This window comes from Sporosarcina luteola (assembly GCF_023715245.1).
GTDB lineage: Bacteria > Bacillota > Bacilli > Bacillales_A > Planococcaceae > Sporosarcina > Sporosarcina luteola_C.
Map to the genome: position 1 here is coordinate 835,482 of NZ_JAMBNV010000001.1, position 15,801 is coordinate 851,282.

Annotated in this window: 18 protein-coding genes and 1 pseudogene; 17 read left to right on the forward strand and 2 right to left on the reverse strand. The window is 46.3% G+C overall.

Translation table 11 applies throughout. The features are described 5' to 3' along the window. A complete protein-coding gene (locus M3152_RS03825) occupies positions 1 to 813 on the reverse strand; it encodes a flagellin (RefSeq protein WP_251693871.1) in 813 nt (270 codons plus the stop codon). A 115-nt stretch (positions 814 to 928) separates the two neighbouring features. On the opposite strand from M3152_RS03825, the gene fliS reads away from it, so the two are divergent. Then, a complete protein-coding gene (gene fliS, locus M3152_RS03830) occupies positions 929 to 1,336 on the forward strand; it encodes a flagellar export chaperone FliS (RefSeq protein WP_251693872.1) in 408 nt (135 codons plus the stop codon). A 324-nt stretch (positions 1,337 to 1,660) separates the two neighbouring features. On the opposite strand, the gene M3152_RS03835 is transcribed toward fliS, so the two are convergent. After that, positions 1,661 to 2,437, reverse strand: coding sequence for an enoyl-CoA hydratase-related protein (locus tag M3152_RS03835; protein ID WP_251693873.1), 777 nt, complete (start codon positions 2,435 to 2,437; stop codon positions 1,661 to 1,663). Between the two features lie 134 nt (positions 2,438 to 2,571). Between M3152_RS03835 and M3152_RS03840 the strand changes: the two genes are divergently transcribed. From M3152_RS03840 to M3152_RS03915, 16 genes and pseudogenes are all read left to right on the forward strand, one after another. Next, positions 2,572 to 3,807, forward strand: a complete 1,236-nt coding sequence (locus tag M3152_RS03840; RefSeq protein WP_251693874.1) for an EAL and HDOD domain-containing protein — start codon at positions 2,572 to 2,574, stop codon at positions 3,805 to 3,807. A 62-nt stretch (positions 3,808 to 3,869) separates the two neighbouring features. After that, positions 3,870 to 4,715: a DegV family protein gene (locus M3152_RS03845; protein ID WP_251693875.1), complete on the forward strand. Its 846-nt coding sequence runs from the start codon at positions 3,870 to 3,872 to the stop codon at positions 4,713 to 4,715. 269 nt (positions 4,716 to 4,984) lie between these two features. Further along, positions 4,985 to 6,364, forward strand: a complete 1,380-nt coding sequence (locus M3152_RS03850; protein ID WP_251693876.1) for a DEAD/DEAH box helicase — start codon at positions 4,985 to 4,987, stop codon at positions 6,362 to 6,364. Next, complete coding sequence (locus M3152_RS03855) at positions 6,361 to 6,969, forward strand: ComF family protein (RefSeq protein WP_251693877.1); 609 nt, start codon at positions 6,361 to 6,363, stop codon at positions 6,967 to 6,969. Before M3152_RS03850 ends, M3152_RS03855 begins: the two co-directional genes overlap by 4 nt. A 12-nt stretch (positions 6,970 to 6,981) precedes the next feature. Continuing rightward, the gene (locus M3152_RS03860; RefSeq protein WP_251693878.1) at positions 6,982 to 7,401 is read left to right on the forward strand and encodes a TIGR03826 family flagellar region protein; all 420 of its coding nucleotides are present in this window, start codon (positions 6,982 to 6,984) and stop codon (positions 7,399 to 7,401) included. Further along, positions 7,394 to 7,897: a GNAT family N-acetyltransferase gene (locus M3152_RS03865; RefSeq protein WP_251693879.1), complete on the forward strand. Its 504-nt coding sequence runs from the start codon at positions 7,394 to 7,396 to the stop codon at positions 7,895 to 7,897. Before M3152_RS03860 ends, M3152_RS03865 begins: the two co-directional genes overlap by 8 nt. Before the next feature lie 279 nt (positions 7,898 to 8,176). Continuing rightward, positions 8,177 to 8,440: a flagellar biosynthesis anti-sigma factor FlgM gene (flgM, locus tag M3152_RS03870; RefSeq protein ID WP_251693880.1), complete on the forward strand. Its 264-nt coding sequence runs from the start codon at positions 8,177 to 8,179 to the stop codon at positions 8,438 to 8,440. Between the two features lie 36 nt (positions 8,441 to 8,476). Then, positions 8,477 to 8,974: a flagellar protein FlgN gene (locus M3152_RS03875; RefSeq protein WP_251693881.1), complete on the forward strand. Its 498-nt coding sequence runs from the start codon at positions 8,477 to 8,479 to the stop codon at positions 8,972 to 8,974. Between the two features lie 15 nt (positions 8,975 to 8,989). After that, positions 8,990 to 10,537: a flagellar hook-associated protein FlgK gene (flgK, locus tag M3152_RS03880; RefSeq protein WP_251693882.1), complete on the forward strand. Its 1,548-nt coding sequence runs from the start codon at positions 8,990 to 8,992 to the stop codon at positions 10,535 to 10,537. A gap of 18 nt (positions 10,538 to 10,555) precedes the next feature. Continuing rightward, positions 10,556 to 11,458 (forward strand): flagellar hook-associated protein FlgL, encoded by a 903-nt coding sequence (gene flgL, locus M3152_RS03885; RefSeq protein WP_251693883.1) that lies wholly within the window; start codon positions 10,556 to 10,558, stop codon positions 11,456 to 11,458. Positions 11,459 to 11,512: 54 nt separating this feature from the next. Then, a complete protein-coding gene (locus M3152_RS03890) occupies positions 11,513 to 12,067 on the forward strand; it encodes a DUF6470 family protein (RefSeq protein WP_251693884.1) in 555 nt (184 codons plus the stop codon). A gap of 95 nt (positions 12,068 to 12,162) precedes the next feature. After that, positions 12,163 to 12,600 carry a flagellar assembly protein FliW gene (gene fliW, locus M3152_RS03895; RefSeq protein ID WP_251693885.1) on the forward strand — a complete coding sequence of 146 codons (438 nt, stop codon included), beginning with the start codon at positions 12,163 to 12,165 and terminating at the stop codon, positions 12,598 to 12,600. A 1-nt stretch (position 12,601) separates the two neighbouring features. After that, positions 12,602 to 12,826 carry a carbon storage regulator CsrA gene (gene csrA, locus M3152_RS03900; RefSeq protein ID WP_251693886.1) on the forward strand — a complete coding sequence of 75 codons (225 nt, stop codon included), beginning with the start codon at positions 12,602 to 12,604 and terminating at the stop codon, positions 12,824 to 12,826. 242 nt (positions 12,827 to 13,068) lie between these two features. After that, the gene (locus M3152_RS03905; protein WP_251693887.1) at positions 13,069 to 14,337 is read left to right on the forward strand and encodes a flagellin; all 1,269 of its coding nucleotides are present in this window, start codon (positions 13,069 to 13,071) and stop codon (positions 14,335 to 14,337) included. A 342-nt stretch (positions 14,338 to 14,679) separates the two neighbouring features. Further along, positions 14,680 to 14,793 (forward strand): annotated as a pseudogene (locus tag M3152_RS03910) (flagellin); the annotation flags it as partial. Positions 14,794 to 15,256: 463 nt separating this feature from the next. Then, positions 15,257 to 15,793 carry a hypothetical protein gene (locus M3152_RS03915; protein ID WP_251693888.1) on the forward strand — a complete coding sequence of 179 codons (537 nt, stop codon included), beginning with the start codon at positions 15,257 to 15,259 and terminating at the stop codon, positions 15,791 to 15,793. The last annotated feature ends 8 nt before the right edge of the window (positions 15,794 to 15,801 follow it).

A 15,801-nucleotide genomic window follows, 5' to 3' on the forward strand; every position in this document is an offset into this window, starting at 1 on the left:
TCACTTCGAAAACAATGACATCACACTATGGATATTCTGATTCACCTGTTTCACAAGCAAATGATCGCCTTGCTGACGGATATCCAGATTGACGAAATTCATCATTTCCTTCGCCATATCCGTATCCTCAAGCAACGATAGTGACTTAGTCAAGTTATTCTCGAACACAAGCGCATTCGTCAAATGATGCTCGACCGCCTCCATATTCGAGCCGATCCTAGTCAAATGACTGGAAACCGTATTGATGGCTTTATCAATCTTCGTAATCAAACCTTCCGCAAGGTCCCGTAATTCCAATGAAGCCCCTTCAAGGCCGAGCTCCTTAGAACTAACATCCACAAGCGTAATCTGCATCTGCTGCCCAGCATTCGCCCCGACCTGCAACGTCAACGACCCATTCTGGCCCAATATCTTCTTCGTATTGAACTCGAGCTTCGTCGCCGTATCATCGACAGCACCAAGCAGATGATCAAGCTCCACCTGGCTCGCCGCCCGGTCATTCACCGTCAGCGTATCATTCGCACTCAACACCGCAAGCTCACGCGCCCGCTGCAACAGGCCATTCACATTATTCAGCCCTTCATTCGAAGCCTCAAGAACGGACAGCCCGTCCTGCATATTGCTCTGCGCCCGGGAAATCCCGCGGATCTGCGCGCGCATCGTCTCCGAAATCGACAGCCCCGAAGCATTATCGCTGCCCTTCGCAATCTTCACCCCGGACCCGAGCTTCACCAAACTCTTCTCGATCTGCCCGGCATTCCGCGCTGAACGATTCGCCGAAACCGCAATCTGCTCGCCGCTCATAACACGCATTCCATCACCCCAATTTCAACATTCATCTATATCTCCACCTTTATATCGGCCAATAACGATTGAAATCAACAGAAAAAAGCCGATACAAAAGAAAAAGCGACAGGAGGCAACCACATTGACGACCATAGACATCGAAAAAGCCATCCAAATCTACAAAGAAGCTAGCGCCTCCACATTATCGATGATGGAATACGTCCTCCTCCTGCTCAACGAACTACAGAAAAACATCCAGCAATGCAAGCAGGCAATAGAGGTAGGGGACACCGCCGAACGCAACCGCACACTGCGAAAAGCACAAGACTTCCTCTTCGAACTCATGACAACAACCGACCACGAAGCCGAACGAAGCGACCGGCTCATGGTAATCTACCTACATATGAACCAATGCCTCGTCCAAACGCAGATGACCAAAACGGACGAGCAGCTCGACCACCTTGAAGAAATGACCGTTCAGTTAATCGCGTCATGGCAAGTTGCAAAGCAAGTGACGCGCCGCAGGAATTTCACGACGGACCGCTTGTGAACGGGAACTTATTCTGGATTAATGAGAGATTACCGGGGATAACGAGCACTCTTCCTGCATTAACGAGAAGTCCCCGGGCAAGAACGAGCACTCTTCCTGCGTTAATGAGAAGTTCCTGGCAAGAACGAGAACTCTCTCCGCATTAATGAGAAGTCCCCGGGCAAGAACGAGCACTCTTCCTGCGTTAACGAGAAGTCCCCGGGGAAGAACGAGAACTTTTCCTGCGTTAACGAGAAGTCCCTGGGCAAGAACGAGAACTCTTCCTGCAAAACAAAAACGTCCCGGGAATTAGCGAGAACTCGCAAACCCCAGGACGCTCCGATATCATTTCCCTTTGAACTCCGGTTTCCGCTTCTCGGCAAATGCCGCAAGCGCCTCCAACCGATCCTCCGTCGGAATCGTCAATTCATACGCCTTCCGCTCGATCGCGAGTCCCGTTTGCAAATCGGCATTCATGCCATGCTTGATGGCGAATTTCGCCTGCTGCAATGCAATCGGCCCATTCGCAAGAAGCTCTCTGACAAAACGATCCACCGTCTCCTGCAAAAAGTTTGCGGGAGCGACGCCCGTCAACATCCCGTACAATTGCGCATCTTCCGCCTTCAGCCGTCTCGCCGTCAAAATGAGCTCCATCGCCTTCGATTCACCGATCAGCCTCGGCAACCGCTGCGTCCCGCCGGCGCCCGGAATGATGGCAAGTCCCGTCTCCGTCAGCCCCATGACCGCCGAATCCGCCGCGAACCGGAAGTCGCATGCAAGCGCAAGCTCCATTCCGCCGCCGAACGCATAGCCATTCAACACCGCAATTGTGGGTTGCGGCAGATTTTCCACCATCGTGAAAACTTCGCCAATTTTATAGACATTCCGCTTCACTTGAGAATCCGACAGCGTCCTCCGCTCCTTCAAATCAGCCCCCACGCTGAATGCACGGTCCCCGGACCCCGTAAAGATGACTACTCGGATATCCGGATTAATACGGATCGATTCGATCACTTGTCCTAGTTCCGACAGCATATCGTAATTGAATGCATTCATCGCTTCCGGGCGATGCAATGTCACCTTTGCGATATTCCCCTTTTGTTCAAACATAATTGTTTCCATCATGAATCCTCCCATTTCCTATGACTTTCTTCCAACATATCATTTTTCCCACTTCCTAGCTATTAAAATAGTTTGAAAATTAATAGTAAAAGAGGACCAGTTTTGGTATACTGTTTGCATTGAGAGGTGAGAAGATGGAGTACCTTATATTTGTAGGCAGGCAGCCGATTTTGGACAAGGAAGAACGCATTTTTGGCTACGAACTGCTTTATCGCAATAGTGATCAGAACAGCTTCCCGGATATCGACCCCGAACAGGCGACAATCCAATTGCTCATCAACACGTTCCTGTCGATCGGCGTGGACCAGATTTCAGGGAAATCAAAGTCATTCATCAATTTTACCGGTGACCTGCTCCTCAAGGACATCTTTTCAAGCCTGAAGCCGGAATTCGTCGTCATCGAGATTTTGGAGGATGTCGAAATCACCCCGGCACTCATTTCGAGAATAAGGGAAATCAAGCAAGAGGGATTTCAACTCGCTCTTGACGACTTCATCATACAAGACCAATATGCCTTACATACAGAACTATTCGAGCTGATCGATTACGTGAAAGTGGACTTCCTTGCCGTTGATGAAAAGAGCAGGCGGGGCATCGAACGGTTCATTAAAAAATACCCGCACATCAAGATGCTTGCGGAAAAGATCGAGACGGAAGAACAGTTCCAAATTGCGAAGCAGAGCGGATACGACCTGTTTCAAGGCTATTTCTTCGCAAAGCCAGAAATTATCAAAGGTGTCGAAATCCCAGCGAACCTCAATCTACATATACAGATCATCAGCAAGTTGAATGACAGTGACCCTAATATCGACGAAATTGCCAATCTTATACTCCATGACATCTCATTGACATACAAATTGCTGCGCTTAATCAATACGATGAATTTCAATGTCCCGAAAAGCGTCGGTTCCGTCAAACAGGCAATCGTCCTGATCGGCATGCGCGAGTTGAAGAGATGGATGCGGATCTTGATGCTACAGGACATTAGCGACCATTCATCAAGCGGCCGCGTCAAAGCACTTGTATCCTATTCGATGTCACGAGCGAAAATGTGCGAGTTCGTCGCAATCCGTACGGGGTATCCGAATGGCGATGAACACTTCTTTGTCGGGCTGTTCTCGTTACTTGACGCCATCATGAATCGCGACTGGGACGACATCCTGCCAATGTTCCCTTTTTCCGAGGATGTGGCGGAAACGTTGCAGGGTAAGAAAACCGACATGACGCCATACTTGGAGCTAGCTATCGCGACGGAGCGTTTCGATATGGAGAAGATCATTAAAATCAGCAAGAGATTCGGCGTGTCGAAAGAGGAGATTATCGCGTTCTCCAATAAAGCGAATCATTGGGCGCGGCAGCTTGAAAGATAACCGAAAGGGATTTTCTTTTCACCTGCATTTCCAGTAGAATATGATGCAGGAGTTGATGAGTAGTGAAAACAGCAATTGTAACAGATAGCACGGCATATTTGCCGCTTTACATATTAGAGGAACTTGATATCCACGTCGTCCCTTTGACGGTGACGATCGACGGACATGCCTATGAAGAGGAAGTCGACCTGACGTCGGAGGATTTCTATAATAAAGTGCGCGGCGAAGGTCCGTTGCCGAAAACGTCCCAGCCGCCGGTCGGAAAATTCGTCGAGCTGTTTGAATCATTGAAAACGGGCCATGACGCGATCATTTCCATCCATCTATCAAGCGGCATTAGCGGCACATTCGCAGGCGCCGTCCAAGCAGGGGAAATGGTGGAGGGCATTGACGTCCGCACGTTCGACTCGGAACTGTCCTGCTATATCCAAGGGTTTTACGTCATCCGGGCAGCCGAAATGGCGAAAGAAGGGGCAAGCCCAGACGAAATCATGGCTGATCTCGCGGAAATGAAGAAGACGATGCGCGCCTATTTCATGGTCGACGACCTCGCCCATTTGCAGCGTGGCGGCAGACTCTCGAGCGCACAAGCCTTGATTGGCGGACTACTCCAAGTGAAGCCAATCCTTCACTTCCACGACAAAGTGATTGTCCCCTTCGAAAAAATCCGCACACGCAAAAAAGCGATGAAACGAATCGCGGACATGCTTGCAGAAGACGCCGAAACAATGCCACTCGAAGCAGCCATTATCCATGCCAACCAGCCTGAAGAAGCGGAAATCTGGAAAGCGGAACTTGAAGAACGCCTGCCAAATGTCACTTTTACAATCAGCCATTTTGGTCCAGTGATTGGTACACATTTAGGAGAAGGATCGATGGGGCTTGGATGGGTGAAGAGGAGAGAGTAAGCCGTCCGAGCGCTCATAAATCTTGGCAAGTGATCATAAATCTGTCCAAGCGCTCATAAATCTGTTTACGCGCTCATAAATCGCTACAAGTGATCATAAATGTCGTTCGCGCGCTCATAAAGCGTGATAAGTGATCATAAATGCCGCTACCGGGCTCATAAATGACGTAACCGTTAGTTGGTCACAGGCATTATGCGCGGTATTATGCGTGAATCAACAGAAATCCATCCGCGTACAACAACAAATAACAACAAAAGTGGGGTGTGTTCATGACAAAACCATTCAATCCGGCGATTCGAAATTTCCTTGACGGCCGTATTTGGCTGCGCATGCACACCCCTTTTCCGCGCGAAGAAATCGATGCACTAATTGATGCTGGCTACATTCAAACAATTAAAGGCATCGAATCAAAACCATCCTTCCTGAATCAAAATCGTCACCTATGCAACCGGTGTGAAAACGAAGACAGTACCCGGTTCACGACATTCAATTGCGCCAAATGCCAAGGGCCATGTACCTATTGCAGACAATGCTTAAAAATGGGCCGTGTTTCGTCATGCACGGAACTCATTATCTGGAATGGTGAAAAACCGGTTTACCCGACGAACCATACTATCGCCTGGCAAGGCACACTCACGCCGCACCAACAAAAGGCATCCGACGAGCTGTCCGAGAGTCAAAACAAACGACTGTCCCATCTTATCTACGCAGTCTGCGGATCGGGGAAGACGGAAATCTTATTTCCACCCATACATAAGCTGCTCACTGAAGGTAAACGAGTATGCATCGCTGCTCCCCGTGTCGATGTCATTCTTGAACTCGAACCGAGATTGCGTACGGCATTCCCGAATACGAAAATCGAAGCGTTATACGGCGGCGCCAAGCCGACGATGGAAGCCTCGCAGCTCGTCCTCGCGACGACCCATCAGCTGTACAGATTCCGTCACGCATTCGACGCCGTCTTCGTCGACGAAGCAGACGCCTTCCCATATAAGGCGGATGCAACATTGCAAAAGGCTGTCAAGAAAGCGGTCAAGCCGGGATCCCCAGTCCATTACGTCACCGCCACCCCTTCAGAAAAGTTATTATCGGATATGAAAAAGACGGGCTTCGTCTCGATCATCAACCGCCGCTACCACGGCCATCCGTTGCCCGTCCCGACATTCATTCCGTTATGGAACTATGAAAAGCAGATCCGGAAAGGGAAGCTGCCGCGCAAACTCATCGATTGGACAGAACGGCGACTCGCCAACAAACAACCGTTCCTCATCTTCTTCCACCATATCGGCTTGATGGAGGAGGCGGAGCCTTTATTCCAGCTCATCGATCCACGAATCCGCTCCGTCCATGCAGCGCATCCGGACCGGAAAGAGCATGTCCAAGCCCTAAGGAATAAAGAATTACCCGGCTTGTTAACGACGACCATCCTTGAACGAGGCATCACAATCCCGAATGTCCAAGTCGCAGTCGTCGGTGCAGAACAGCAAATCTTCGACAAAGGCGCACTCATCCAGATCGGCGGCCGTGTCGGTCGTTCCGCGGACTATCCGACAGGAGATTTCATCCTGTTCCATAACGGCATCACGTACGCGATGGACGAAGCAAAGACCGAAATCCTTAAGTTGAATAAAGGAGTCGTCCGCACATGAACTGCCTCCTTTGCGAGCAGAAACTTGCCTCCACACCGAGCTGGCAATCCCTTTTTGCGATTGAAACAACATCATTAATTTGCGAAAACTGTTCAAAAAGCTTCGAACGTGTCGACATAAAAGAGGAAGGCGATGTAGTCGATCAAGTCACATCCATTTATACATACAACGGACCTATGCGCGAATATCTTCACCAATACAAATTTCTGCAGGACGTTGCGCTCGCCGGCGTCTTTGCGAATGAACTGCGTAGCGAACTCGTCCGGAAAGACGTCATAGTCGTACCAATTCCGATGCATCCACAGAAAAAGATTGAGCGGACTTTCGCTCACGTCGAGGAAATGCTGGGGGCAGCCCGCATTCCATTCGTAGACCTGCTCATCAAGACGAATACCGAAGTGATGGGGGAGAAGACGAGGGAAGAGCGGCTTTCCATGCACAATTTATTTTCAATCAAGCCCGGAAGCGATATCCAAAAAACAACCTACATCCTTGTTGATGATATTTACACAACCGGCACGACACTCCGTCACGTAGCTTCTGTCCTAAAGGAAGCTGGCGCCAGGCGGGTGGAAGCAGTCACGCTCATCCGTGCCGAAAAATAGGAGGAACTCATCATGGCAGAACTCAAACATTGCCTGACTTGCGGCGACTTTTTCAACTACACAGGCATCCGCGAAGTATGCGCCAAATGCGCACGCGGCGAAGAAGAAATGTACGAGGAAGTATACCGCTTCCTCAGAAGACGCGAAAACCGTGCAGCAACAATTGAACGGATCGTTGAAGTGACAGGCGTCACCGAAACGTTGCTTCATAAATGGGTCCGCAAAGGCCGCCTGCAACCAGCCCTATTCCCGAACCTCGGTTACCCCTGCGATAACTGTGGCAAGCTGACGACAACAGGAAAGCTATGCGCCGGTTGCACAGAGGAATTAAAAAGCGGACTCCGCCAATTTGAAGCCGCCCAGGAATTCAGGGAAGCGGTAGCTAAAAGCGAAACAGGCACGTATTTGTCAGATCGAAAACGAAATGATTAAAGAATCAATCGCATTAAGACCATTACGAATCGATGATTACGAGGCCGTCCTAAGCTGGAGCAAGGACGACCTATTCTGTTCCGCAAATGAATGGGAACTGAATCGTAACGAAGAAGAACTATACAAATGGTGGATTCATTGTGTAAATAACCAAGCCGAAGACTTCCTCAGAATGGGAATCGAATTCAACGGGAAATTGATCGGCTATGCCGACCTGGCAAATATAGAAGGACACTCCGCCGAACTAGGCATCGCAATCGGTGAATCTTCGTTATGGGGAATAGGCATCGGCTATCATTCTATGTTGAGTTTAATGAACTACGCTTCCACGGAACTAGGCATCAACGTCTTCAACGCGGAAACACATGAATCAAATAACCGCTCCCGAAAAATGCTTCATAACCTAGGATTTGAGGAAGTCAGCAGAATCGGCAGTGAAGAATATATGGGCGATGAGAGTCAGCTCATCCAATACAGAATGACGATAAACGCATAAATACCTATAATCACGCATAAACACGTCCAGAAGCGCATAAACGGTAAAAAGTACGCATAATCGTTTCCAGAAACGCATAAACGCTGAAACTTACGCATAACTCCCTCCAAACGCGCATAAACGAACAAACCGGCATGTACTTGTCGGTTTTTTCCGCATTAATAAGGGAATGATAAGCATGGAAAAAAGCACATTTCCTGTTTTCGTCCAAAAGACCCTAAACGTTGTCACAAATCTGCCGAAATAAACTATAAGAGCAAATCGAAAGGAGCGAGAACTATGAAAATCAATAAAATCAACATCCCGCCGGTCAACCCGTACCGGACGAACCAACTAAAAGCCGAGCAAGCAAAGGAACAGGCTAAAATCAAAACGGATAAACTTGAAATCTCATCCGAGGCGAAACAGCTTTCCGAAACATCACCAATTACAACTCAACGAAACGAGCGCGTGCAACAGCTGAAAGCCCAAATTGAATCAGGGAACTACAAAGTGGAGCCTGAAAAACTCGCTTCCAACCTGATCAAGCACTTCAAAAAATAACAAAAATAATTAACAAAAGAGAAAGCAGGGGACCCTATGTCCATCGAAACAATCCTTTCCATACTCGACAACTTGGAAAAACTGCATAAGAGCCTGCTTCGCATTGCAAACGAAAAAACGGCACTCATTAAAAATGGCGACATCAACGGCATCGACCAGCTCATGAAAGACGAACAGGCTCACCTCGCAGCAATCGTCCAAATGGATAACGATAGGCAAAAAGCGGTCATCGCCTACTTGAAAGGACAAGGACGTCCTGTGCCGATGAACCCGACCATCGCAAATCTGATCGAAGCAACACCCGAACCGGACAGCAAACAACTTGTGGAGGCGAAGGACCGTCTCCTGCATGCGATTCATGAATTGAAATGGCAAAACGATTTGAACCAAAAACTGACCTACCAATCCCTTCAATTCGTGAATCTTTCGCTGGACATGATCCGACCGCGTCCGGAATCGGCCACCTACTCAAAAACTGAAATCAACGGCAGAAAAGAATCGAAGGAACTACCGAACTTCGACTCGCAAGCCTAAGGAGGAACACTCACCATGCGCTCCACATTCATGGGACTCGAAACAAACAAACGCGGCTTGTTCACACAACAATCCGGCTTATATACAACCGGCCACAACATAAGCAACGCCAACACACTCGGCTACTCCCGCCAACGCGTCAACATGCAGGCAACAGCCGGCTTCCCAGGTGTCGGCCTCAACACACCTACAATGCCGGGCTTCCTTGGAACCGGCGTCGAAGCAGGCTCCATCCAACGGATCCGCGATGGTTTTGTCGATCATCAGTTCAGACAGGAATCAAACAAGCTCGGTTATTGGGAATCAAGATCCAAGGCTATCGGTCAGATGGAAGACGTACTAGCAGAGCCATCTGCATACGGCCTACAACAATCTTTAAGTGAATTCTGGTCATCCTTGCAGACACTTGCTGCGAACCCGGAAAACGGAGGCGCACGCGCAGTCGTCGTTCAACGTGGGGAAGCGGTGGCGGATTCATTTAACTACATGCATAAATCCTTGACCGAAATCCAAACAAATCTCGGCAAGGAAATTGGTGTTTCAACGAAGGACATCAACTCCATGCTTGAGCAGATAGCTGACTTGAACCGTCAAATATCGCAAGTCGAACCGAACGGCTATATGCCGAATGATTTGTATGATGCACGTGATATATTGTTGGATGAACTTTCATCTTATATACCAATTGAGACATCCTACGAAAAATCAGGTGGACGTGCTTTAGCGATTGCTGAGGGTACGGTGACTGTTTCCTTGAAAATGAAAACTGGTCAAGCAATTGAACTAGTGAAAGGCAAGGAGTTCGGAGAAATACAACCTGACCCTACAATACTTATCGATCCAACGACAAAAGGAAATGTAGCTATTACAGGCATGACAATTAGGAGTGCGAATGCAGCAGCAGCTACTCCTTACGCACATTCAGCTTTCCTGGATGCAGGAAAATTAAAATCACTTGTTGATTCATACGGTTATACAGATGGGAACGCAACAAAAGGTCTCTATCCAGATATGATCGCTGAGCTAAATAAAATGGCAGCAGCTTTCGCTAATGAAATGAATAAAGTTCATACTTCCGGTACAGACCTTCATGGCAATAAAGGCACCAATTTCTTCGACGCAAAAATACCTGGAGATGCATTTACAGCAGGGAATATTGTCGTTAACGAACAACTAAAGAAAGATCCGAATTTATTAGCGGCGTCAAACTCTCCAATCGGCTCTGCTGAAGTTGGAAACGGTAAGAATGCAAAAAAACTTGCTGATCTCCAATTTAATGGATTAACAGAGTTAGGTGGTTCAACCATTCAAACCTATTACTCAGGAGTCATAGGTGAATTAGGTGTAAACGGGCAACAAGCCGAACGTCTCACATTCAATACAACAACGCTGCTAGGCGCAGTCTCGCACCGAAGAGACTCCATCAGCTCCGTCTCACTCGACGAAGAAATGACCGATATGATTAAATTCCAGCAGGCGTACAATGCCTCCGCCCGGATGATTACAGTCGTCGACGAAACACTCGACAAAATCATCAATGGCATGGGTGTCGTCGGTCGATAAGAAGGGGGAACCAACTAAATGCGCGTAACACAATCAATGCTATCCAACAATATGCTCCGTAACTTATCGACGAGCTATAATAAAATGGGCAAACTGCAAGAACAACTCAGTTCCGGAAAGAAAGTAAACCGCCCATCAGATGATCCTGTCGTTGTAATGAAAGGCATGGGCTATCGCATGCAAGTCGACAAAGTCGCCACCTACCAGAAGAATCTAGGTGAAGTGAACAACTGGCTCGACAGCTCCGATGATGCATTGGACGGTGTTGGACAAGTCTTGCATCGTGCAAAAGAACTTGTAACGAATGCGGCGAATACAGGGACGATGACACCTGAAGATCGTGAAAAAATCAAAATTGAGCTTGAGCAACTTCAAAAACAAATACAAGACTTAGCGAATACAAAAGTCGGTGATAAGTATATTTTTAGTGGTACAATGACGGACAAGCCATTGTATGAAAATGGTACTTACCCTCAATTAAACTCTGATCCTACCAACCAGGCTACCTCTTTAACTGGATATGAAAAAGACGTCGAGATTGAAGTGTTTGACGGAGTAAGCCTTAAAGTTAATACGACAGCTGGTAAAATGTTTAAAGAAATAAATGAGTTGTTTGAAGGTATTAAAAACAATACTGATGATACCTATGATTTTAGTGAAGCAATAGAAAAGATTGATGGTCATATGGAAGCAGTCCTTACAGCTCGCGCAGATATCGGTGCACGCTCCAACCGCGCTGAACTCATGAACAACCGTCTTGAAATGCAAGAAGGCGCAGCGAAAAAACAGCAATCCGAAAACGAAGATATCGATTACGAAAAAGTGATCACTGAAATGCTTACCCATGAATCAATCCACCGAGCCGCTCTTTCAGTTGGCGCTAGAATCATTCAGCCATCTCTAGTAGACTTTTTACGATAATCATAATGAAGGCGTTTGGACACTCTCCAAACGCCTTTCCAAAAGGTGAAGCCAATGAATATCCCACAACTACAAATTCAAACGACACGCGGCGTCCTTGGACTTCAAATCGACAAACCCATACAGGAAATCGAGCAGCCAAGAGCTACAATCACGCAGGAACAGCCTGCTGCTATCCTGGAAATGTCTTCGACAAGACCGCAACTTTCACTCGACACAACCGAAGTGCGGGCGGACATCGACTTGAAAAGCCCGTTAAGACGTTCAGCGGAAAATGCTCAATATGGTATGCAACAACTTATGGAAGGCATCGCCCGCCGAGCCCAGGAAGGTCAACAACTCGTGCAAATTGAAAACGGGGGCGGTGCAATTGCCGATATTGCCAAACAGAACGGTACACCGTCACAAAAGCAAATGGCAATCAAATTCGTAGGTGACCGGACAAAACTCCAAATGTCTTTCCAACCTGGCTCACTCAACATTAATGTAACACCACAAAAAGCCATCAATAACGTCCAAGTCAACAAACCAATCCATAACTACACACAAGGTAAAGTGACCGGGGTGATGGAACAATACCCTTCCATCCACATTGATTGGAAACTATGAAGAACGTCATCCAATGCGTTCTTTTTTTATGCAAGAAAACCGTAACATGCTATGCTAATTAATAAAGAATGGTGCAATCAAAGGAGCGAAATCATATGAACATCCAAACAAAATTCCACGGCGATATCGAAATCCAACCTGATCAACTATGGAACTTCCCAAAAGGCATTCCTGGCTTCGAAGACGAAAAGGAATTTGTCCTACTTCCTATTGAAGGAAACGATATATTTCAAGTCTTGCAGTCTACCGATACACAGACAGTAGCCTTTATCGTCACAAATCCATATACTCTAGTCGCAGACTATTCATTCGATATTGACGCACCGACAATAGAACTGCTTAACGTCGAAAAACCGGATGATGTATTCGTGCTCGGCATTCTTACATTAAAACAACCATTCGAAACATCAACAATTAATTTGCAAGCACCGCTTATCTTCCAAATGAAAAACAGAATAGCAAAGCAAATGATCCTAAACGACAACCGTTTCACAGCCCGCCACACAATTGGTCAACCGAAGGAGGCGAAATGACGTGCTAGTCCTCTCTCGTAAAACAAATGAAACAATCAAAATCGGTGATAACGTCGAAATTCGCATCCTTGAAGTGAAGGGGGACACAATCCGAATCGGCATAGAAGCTCCGAAAAATATAGACATCCTTCGCGGCGAACTTGTCCAATCAATCACGGAAACAAACACAGAGGCACTCACATTAGATGCCTCCCTCTTTTCTCAACTAACAAAGAAAGAGCAATAACACCTTAAAATGGATGCCTTCTAATACTCCAGGCATCCATTTTCTATGCTCCTCTCACAATTCCACATAATAAACCAAAATCATACAAAATCTTTTAGAAAACACTAAACTCCTAACCTACTTGTCCGATACTAATATTGTAAGCGGCAGTAACGAGTTCGGCCGGCTCTTACTCCGTGAGCAATAATCTACTTAGGGTCACAAGGACGTGAACCCATAAACACTCAAGGAGGAAAATTACAATGAGAATTAACCACAACATCGCGGCACTCAACACACACCGCCAACTAGGTGCGAACAACACTCAAGCATCTAAAAACCTAGAAAAACTATCTTCAGGTCTTAAAATCAACCGTGCAGGAGACGACGCAGCAGGTCTAGCAATCTCCGAAAAAATGCGTGGTCAAATTCGTGGATTAGATATGGCGCAGAAAAACGCACAAGACGGTATTTCATTGATTCAAACGGCTGAGGGGGCATTGAATGAAACTCATTCAATTCTTCAACGTATGCGCGAGTTGGCTGTTCAATCCGGAAATGATACAAATACCTTGGATGATAGAAAAGAGATTCAAAAAGAAGTTGAACAATTAAAATCCGAAATAAATCGCATCTCAGAGACCACAGAATTTAATACTCAAAAATTGTTGAATGGAAGCCTAGGGGTATCTGGTACTACCTCTGACAAATCGAAAGTTGATATTTCTTCAGCAACAGGATTGGCACCAGGTGCGTATACTGTAACTGTAAATACAGCAGCTACGAAGGCTTCAGCAGCAGTAGGTGCTACAGATTTTACAAACGCTACCAACGTTTCTGCAAAGGAACTAGTTATTAACGGAACAAAAGTAGACTTCTCGGGGATGACAGCTGCAACTCAAGCTGACATTGTCAATAAAATTAATGAATATAAAGACGTGACTGGCGTCGTTGCGTCAGCTGGAGCATCAGGCGTTGTTAAACTTGACCAAACATCTTTTGGCTCCATGGAAAAAATCACACTAGGTGGAGCTGACGCAGCGGAATTTGGCCAAGCAGTTACTGCTGGTGTGGACGCTATTGTAACAATTGCTGAGCCAAGCGGAGCTACTCAACAAGTAGCTGGAATTGGTCAAGAAGTAGGATTTAAAGGTGCAGAATTTGTTGCAAAAGGTGCTGGGGCTGATTCGGCTACAATTACTATTGCTGGCGGCGGTGCTACTCTACAAATCGGTGCTAACAAAGACCAGAATATGACAGTTGACATGAATGAAATCAGTACTAATACACTTGGCGATAGAGCTAATAATGAACTCGTCAAAGATGTTAATTTAACAACACAAAAAGGTGCTAATGATGCAATTAAAGTATTAGATCATGCTATGCAACAAGTATCTGCTGAGCGTTCTAAACTTGGTTCATTCCAAAACCGCCTAGAACACACAATCAACAACCTAGGAACTTCTTCCGAGAACCTAACAGCTGCGGAATCACGTATCCGCGACGTGGATTATGTCTTAGCTGCTGCATAAGCAGTGACAGACACAGTCGTCCTGACTGGTAACGGTCAGTGAGTACGATCGGGTGAATTGCTGGAAACCCCTGAAGCTTTCTTCCCCACAACGTAACTGGAAACGGTAAGCGTGACGGGCCGAAAAGAAGAGAGATTGGGCAATCAGCAGCCAAGCTCCTGTCTCGAAAGAGTGGAGAAGGTTCAACGACTAGGGTATACCATCTACAGCACAAGCCATGATGATGAAACCCATAGGAAACGCAAGACTGAGTACCTTGCCGATCCGAAGTGCCCGACCCCTACCGAGCAATCGAAGGGTGAAGATATAGTCTAGTCATTAGTGAAAGCTAATGTTCGCACGATGGCGAAAGAAATGATGGAGTTCACAAAGAACAACATCCTTACTCAAGCAGCACAAGCAATGTTGGCTCAAGCACAGCAATCCCCGCAAGGAGTCTTACAACTTCTACGGTAATGTTGTGAACGGGCGTCTAACTTGGTAACGAGTTAGATCATCACTGGGTGAATTGCTGGAACCTCCTGAGAGCTCTTCTGCCACAGCGGAACTGGAAACGGTAAACGCGAAGGCTTGAAAAACGAAGAGATTGGACAATCAGCAGCGAAGCTCCTGTCGGGAAACCGTGGGGAACGTTCAACGACTAGGATAGACCGTCTAAGGCAATCGCTATGACGATGAAATCCGTAGGGTGTTACGAGTCGTAACATTCGAAGTGCCCAGCCCCTACAAGGAAACTTGAGGGTGAAGATATAGTCTATTCTGTAATCGAAAGATACAGTCGCAAAGCAAGCGAACCAACAACCTCAAGGAGTTCTACAACTTCTTCGTTAATCTGGTTAATAAAACGCGGTCCGGAATTATTCGGATCGCGTTTTTATACTTATATCTATAATAAAAATATACAAAGGTGGGTATTACATTGGTTGAAACATATATCGTTTCTATAACAACCATACTTGCGGTAATCTTAACAGCCTTATTCACTTATTTTTCAACAGTGAAAAAAGAAAGGAATCAACAGGTGAATAAGTATAGATTAGAAATTTTAGAGAGAATGTACACCCCAATATATAGGATAATATACAAATCAGTTTTTCCAGGTAATGGTTATGAGGGGGTTGATGAAAATGATGCAAGTTTAATTATCAATGTTGTAGAGCAAAACATTGAATTAGCAGATCCTATTTTGGAAGAGTTAGTCTGGAATCTGAAAGAAGATTTATATCATAATGCTAACAACAGAGATCGATATAACCGTTTCGATGAGAACAGAAAAGTCCTTGATCATGTAAATTATAATTATAATCTATTGAGGAAAAAACTTGGCCTTCCATACGATTATGCATATTTCTCAATTAGTGAAAGATGGAGAATGTTTAGGGATAAACGGAAAAGAAGAATTAGTAGGATAGATGCTTTGAAAGAAATAAGAAGGCACTTGGAAAGAACTAAGTAGATCCAGAG

Bases quoted from the DNA above. Each gene is read 5' to 3' on its own strand.
- M3152_RS03825 (WP_251693871.1), bottom strand. From the start codon at position 813: ATGCGTGTTATGAGCGGCGAGCAGATTGCGGTTTCGGCGAATCGTTCA.
- M3152_RS03835 (WP_251693873.1), bottom strand. From the start codon at position 2,437: ATGGAAACAATTATGTTTGAACAAAAGGGGAATATCGCAAAGGTGACA.
- M3152_RS03840 (WP_251693874.1), top strand. From the start codon at position 2,572: ATGGAGTACCTTATATTTGTAGGCAGGCAGCCGATTTTGGACAAGGAA.
- M3152_RS03850 (WP_251693876.1), top strand. From the start codon at position 4,985: ATGACAAAACCATTCAATCCGGCGATTCGAAATTTCCTTGACGGCCGT.
- M3152_RS03855 (WP_251693877.1), top strand. From the start codon at position 6,361: ATGAACTGCCTCCTTTGCGAGCAGAAACTTGCCTCCACACCGAGCTGG.
- M3152_RS03860 (WP_251693878.1), top strand. From the start codon at position 6,982: ATGGCAGAACTCAAACATTGCCTGACTTGCGGCGACTTTTTCAACTAC.
- M3152_RS03865 (WP_251693879.1), top strand. From the start codon at position 7,394: ATGATTAAAGAATCAATCGCATTAAGACCATTACGAATCGATGATTAC.
- flgM (WP_251693880.1), top strand. From the start codon at position 8,177: ATGAAAATCAATAAAATCAACATCCCGCCGGTCAACCCGTACCGGACG.
- M3152_RS03875 (WP_251693881.1), top strand. From the start codon at position 8,477: ATGTCCATCGAAACAATCCTTTCCATACTCGACAACTTGGAAAAACTG.
- flgK (WP_251693882.1), top strand. From the start codon at position 8,990: ATGCGCTCCACATTCATGGGACTCGAAACAAACAAACGCGGCTTGTTC.
- flgL (WP_251693883.1), top strand. From the start codon at position 10,556: ATGCGCGTAACACAATCAATGCTATCCAACAATATGCTCCGTAACTTA.
- M3152_RS03890 (WP_251693884.1), top strand. From the start codon at position 11,513: ATGAATATCCCACAACTACAAATTCAAACGACACGCGGCGTCCTTGGA.
- fliW (WP_251693885.1), top strand. From the start codon at position 12,163: ATGAACATCCAAACAAAATTCCACGGCGATATCGAAATCCAACCTGAT.
- M3152_RS03905 (WP_251693887.1), top strand. From the start codon at position 13,069: ATGAGAATTAACCACAACATCGCGGCACTCAACACACACCGCCAACTA.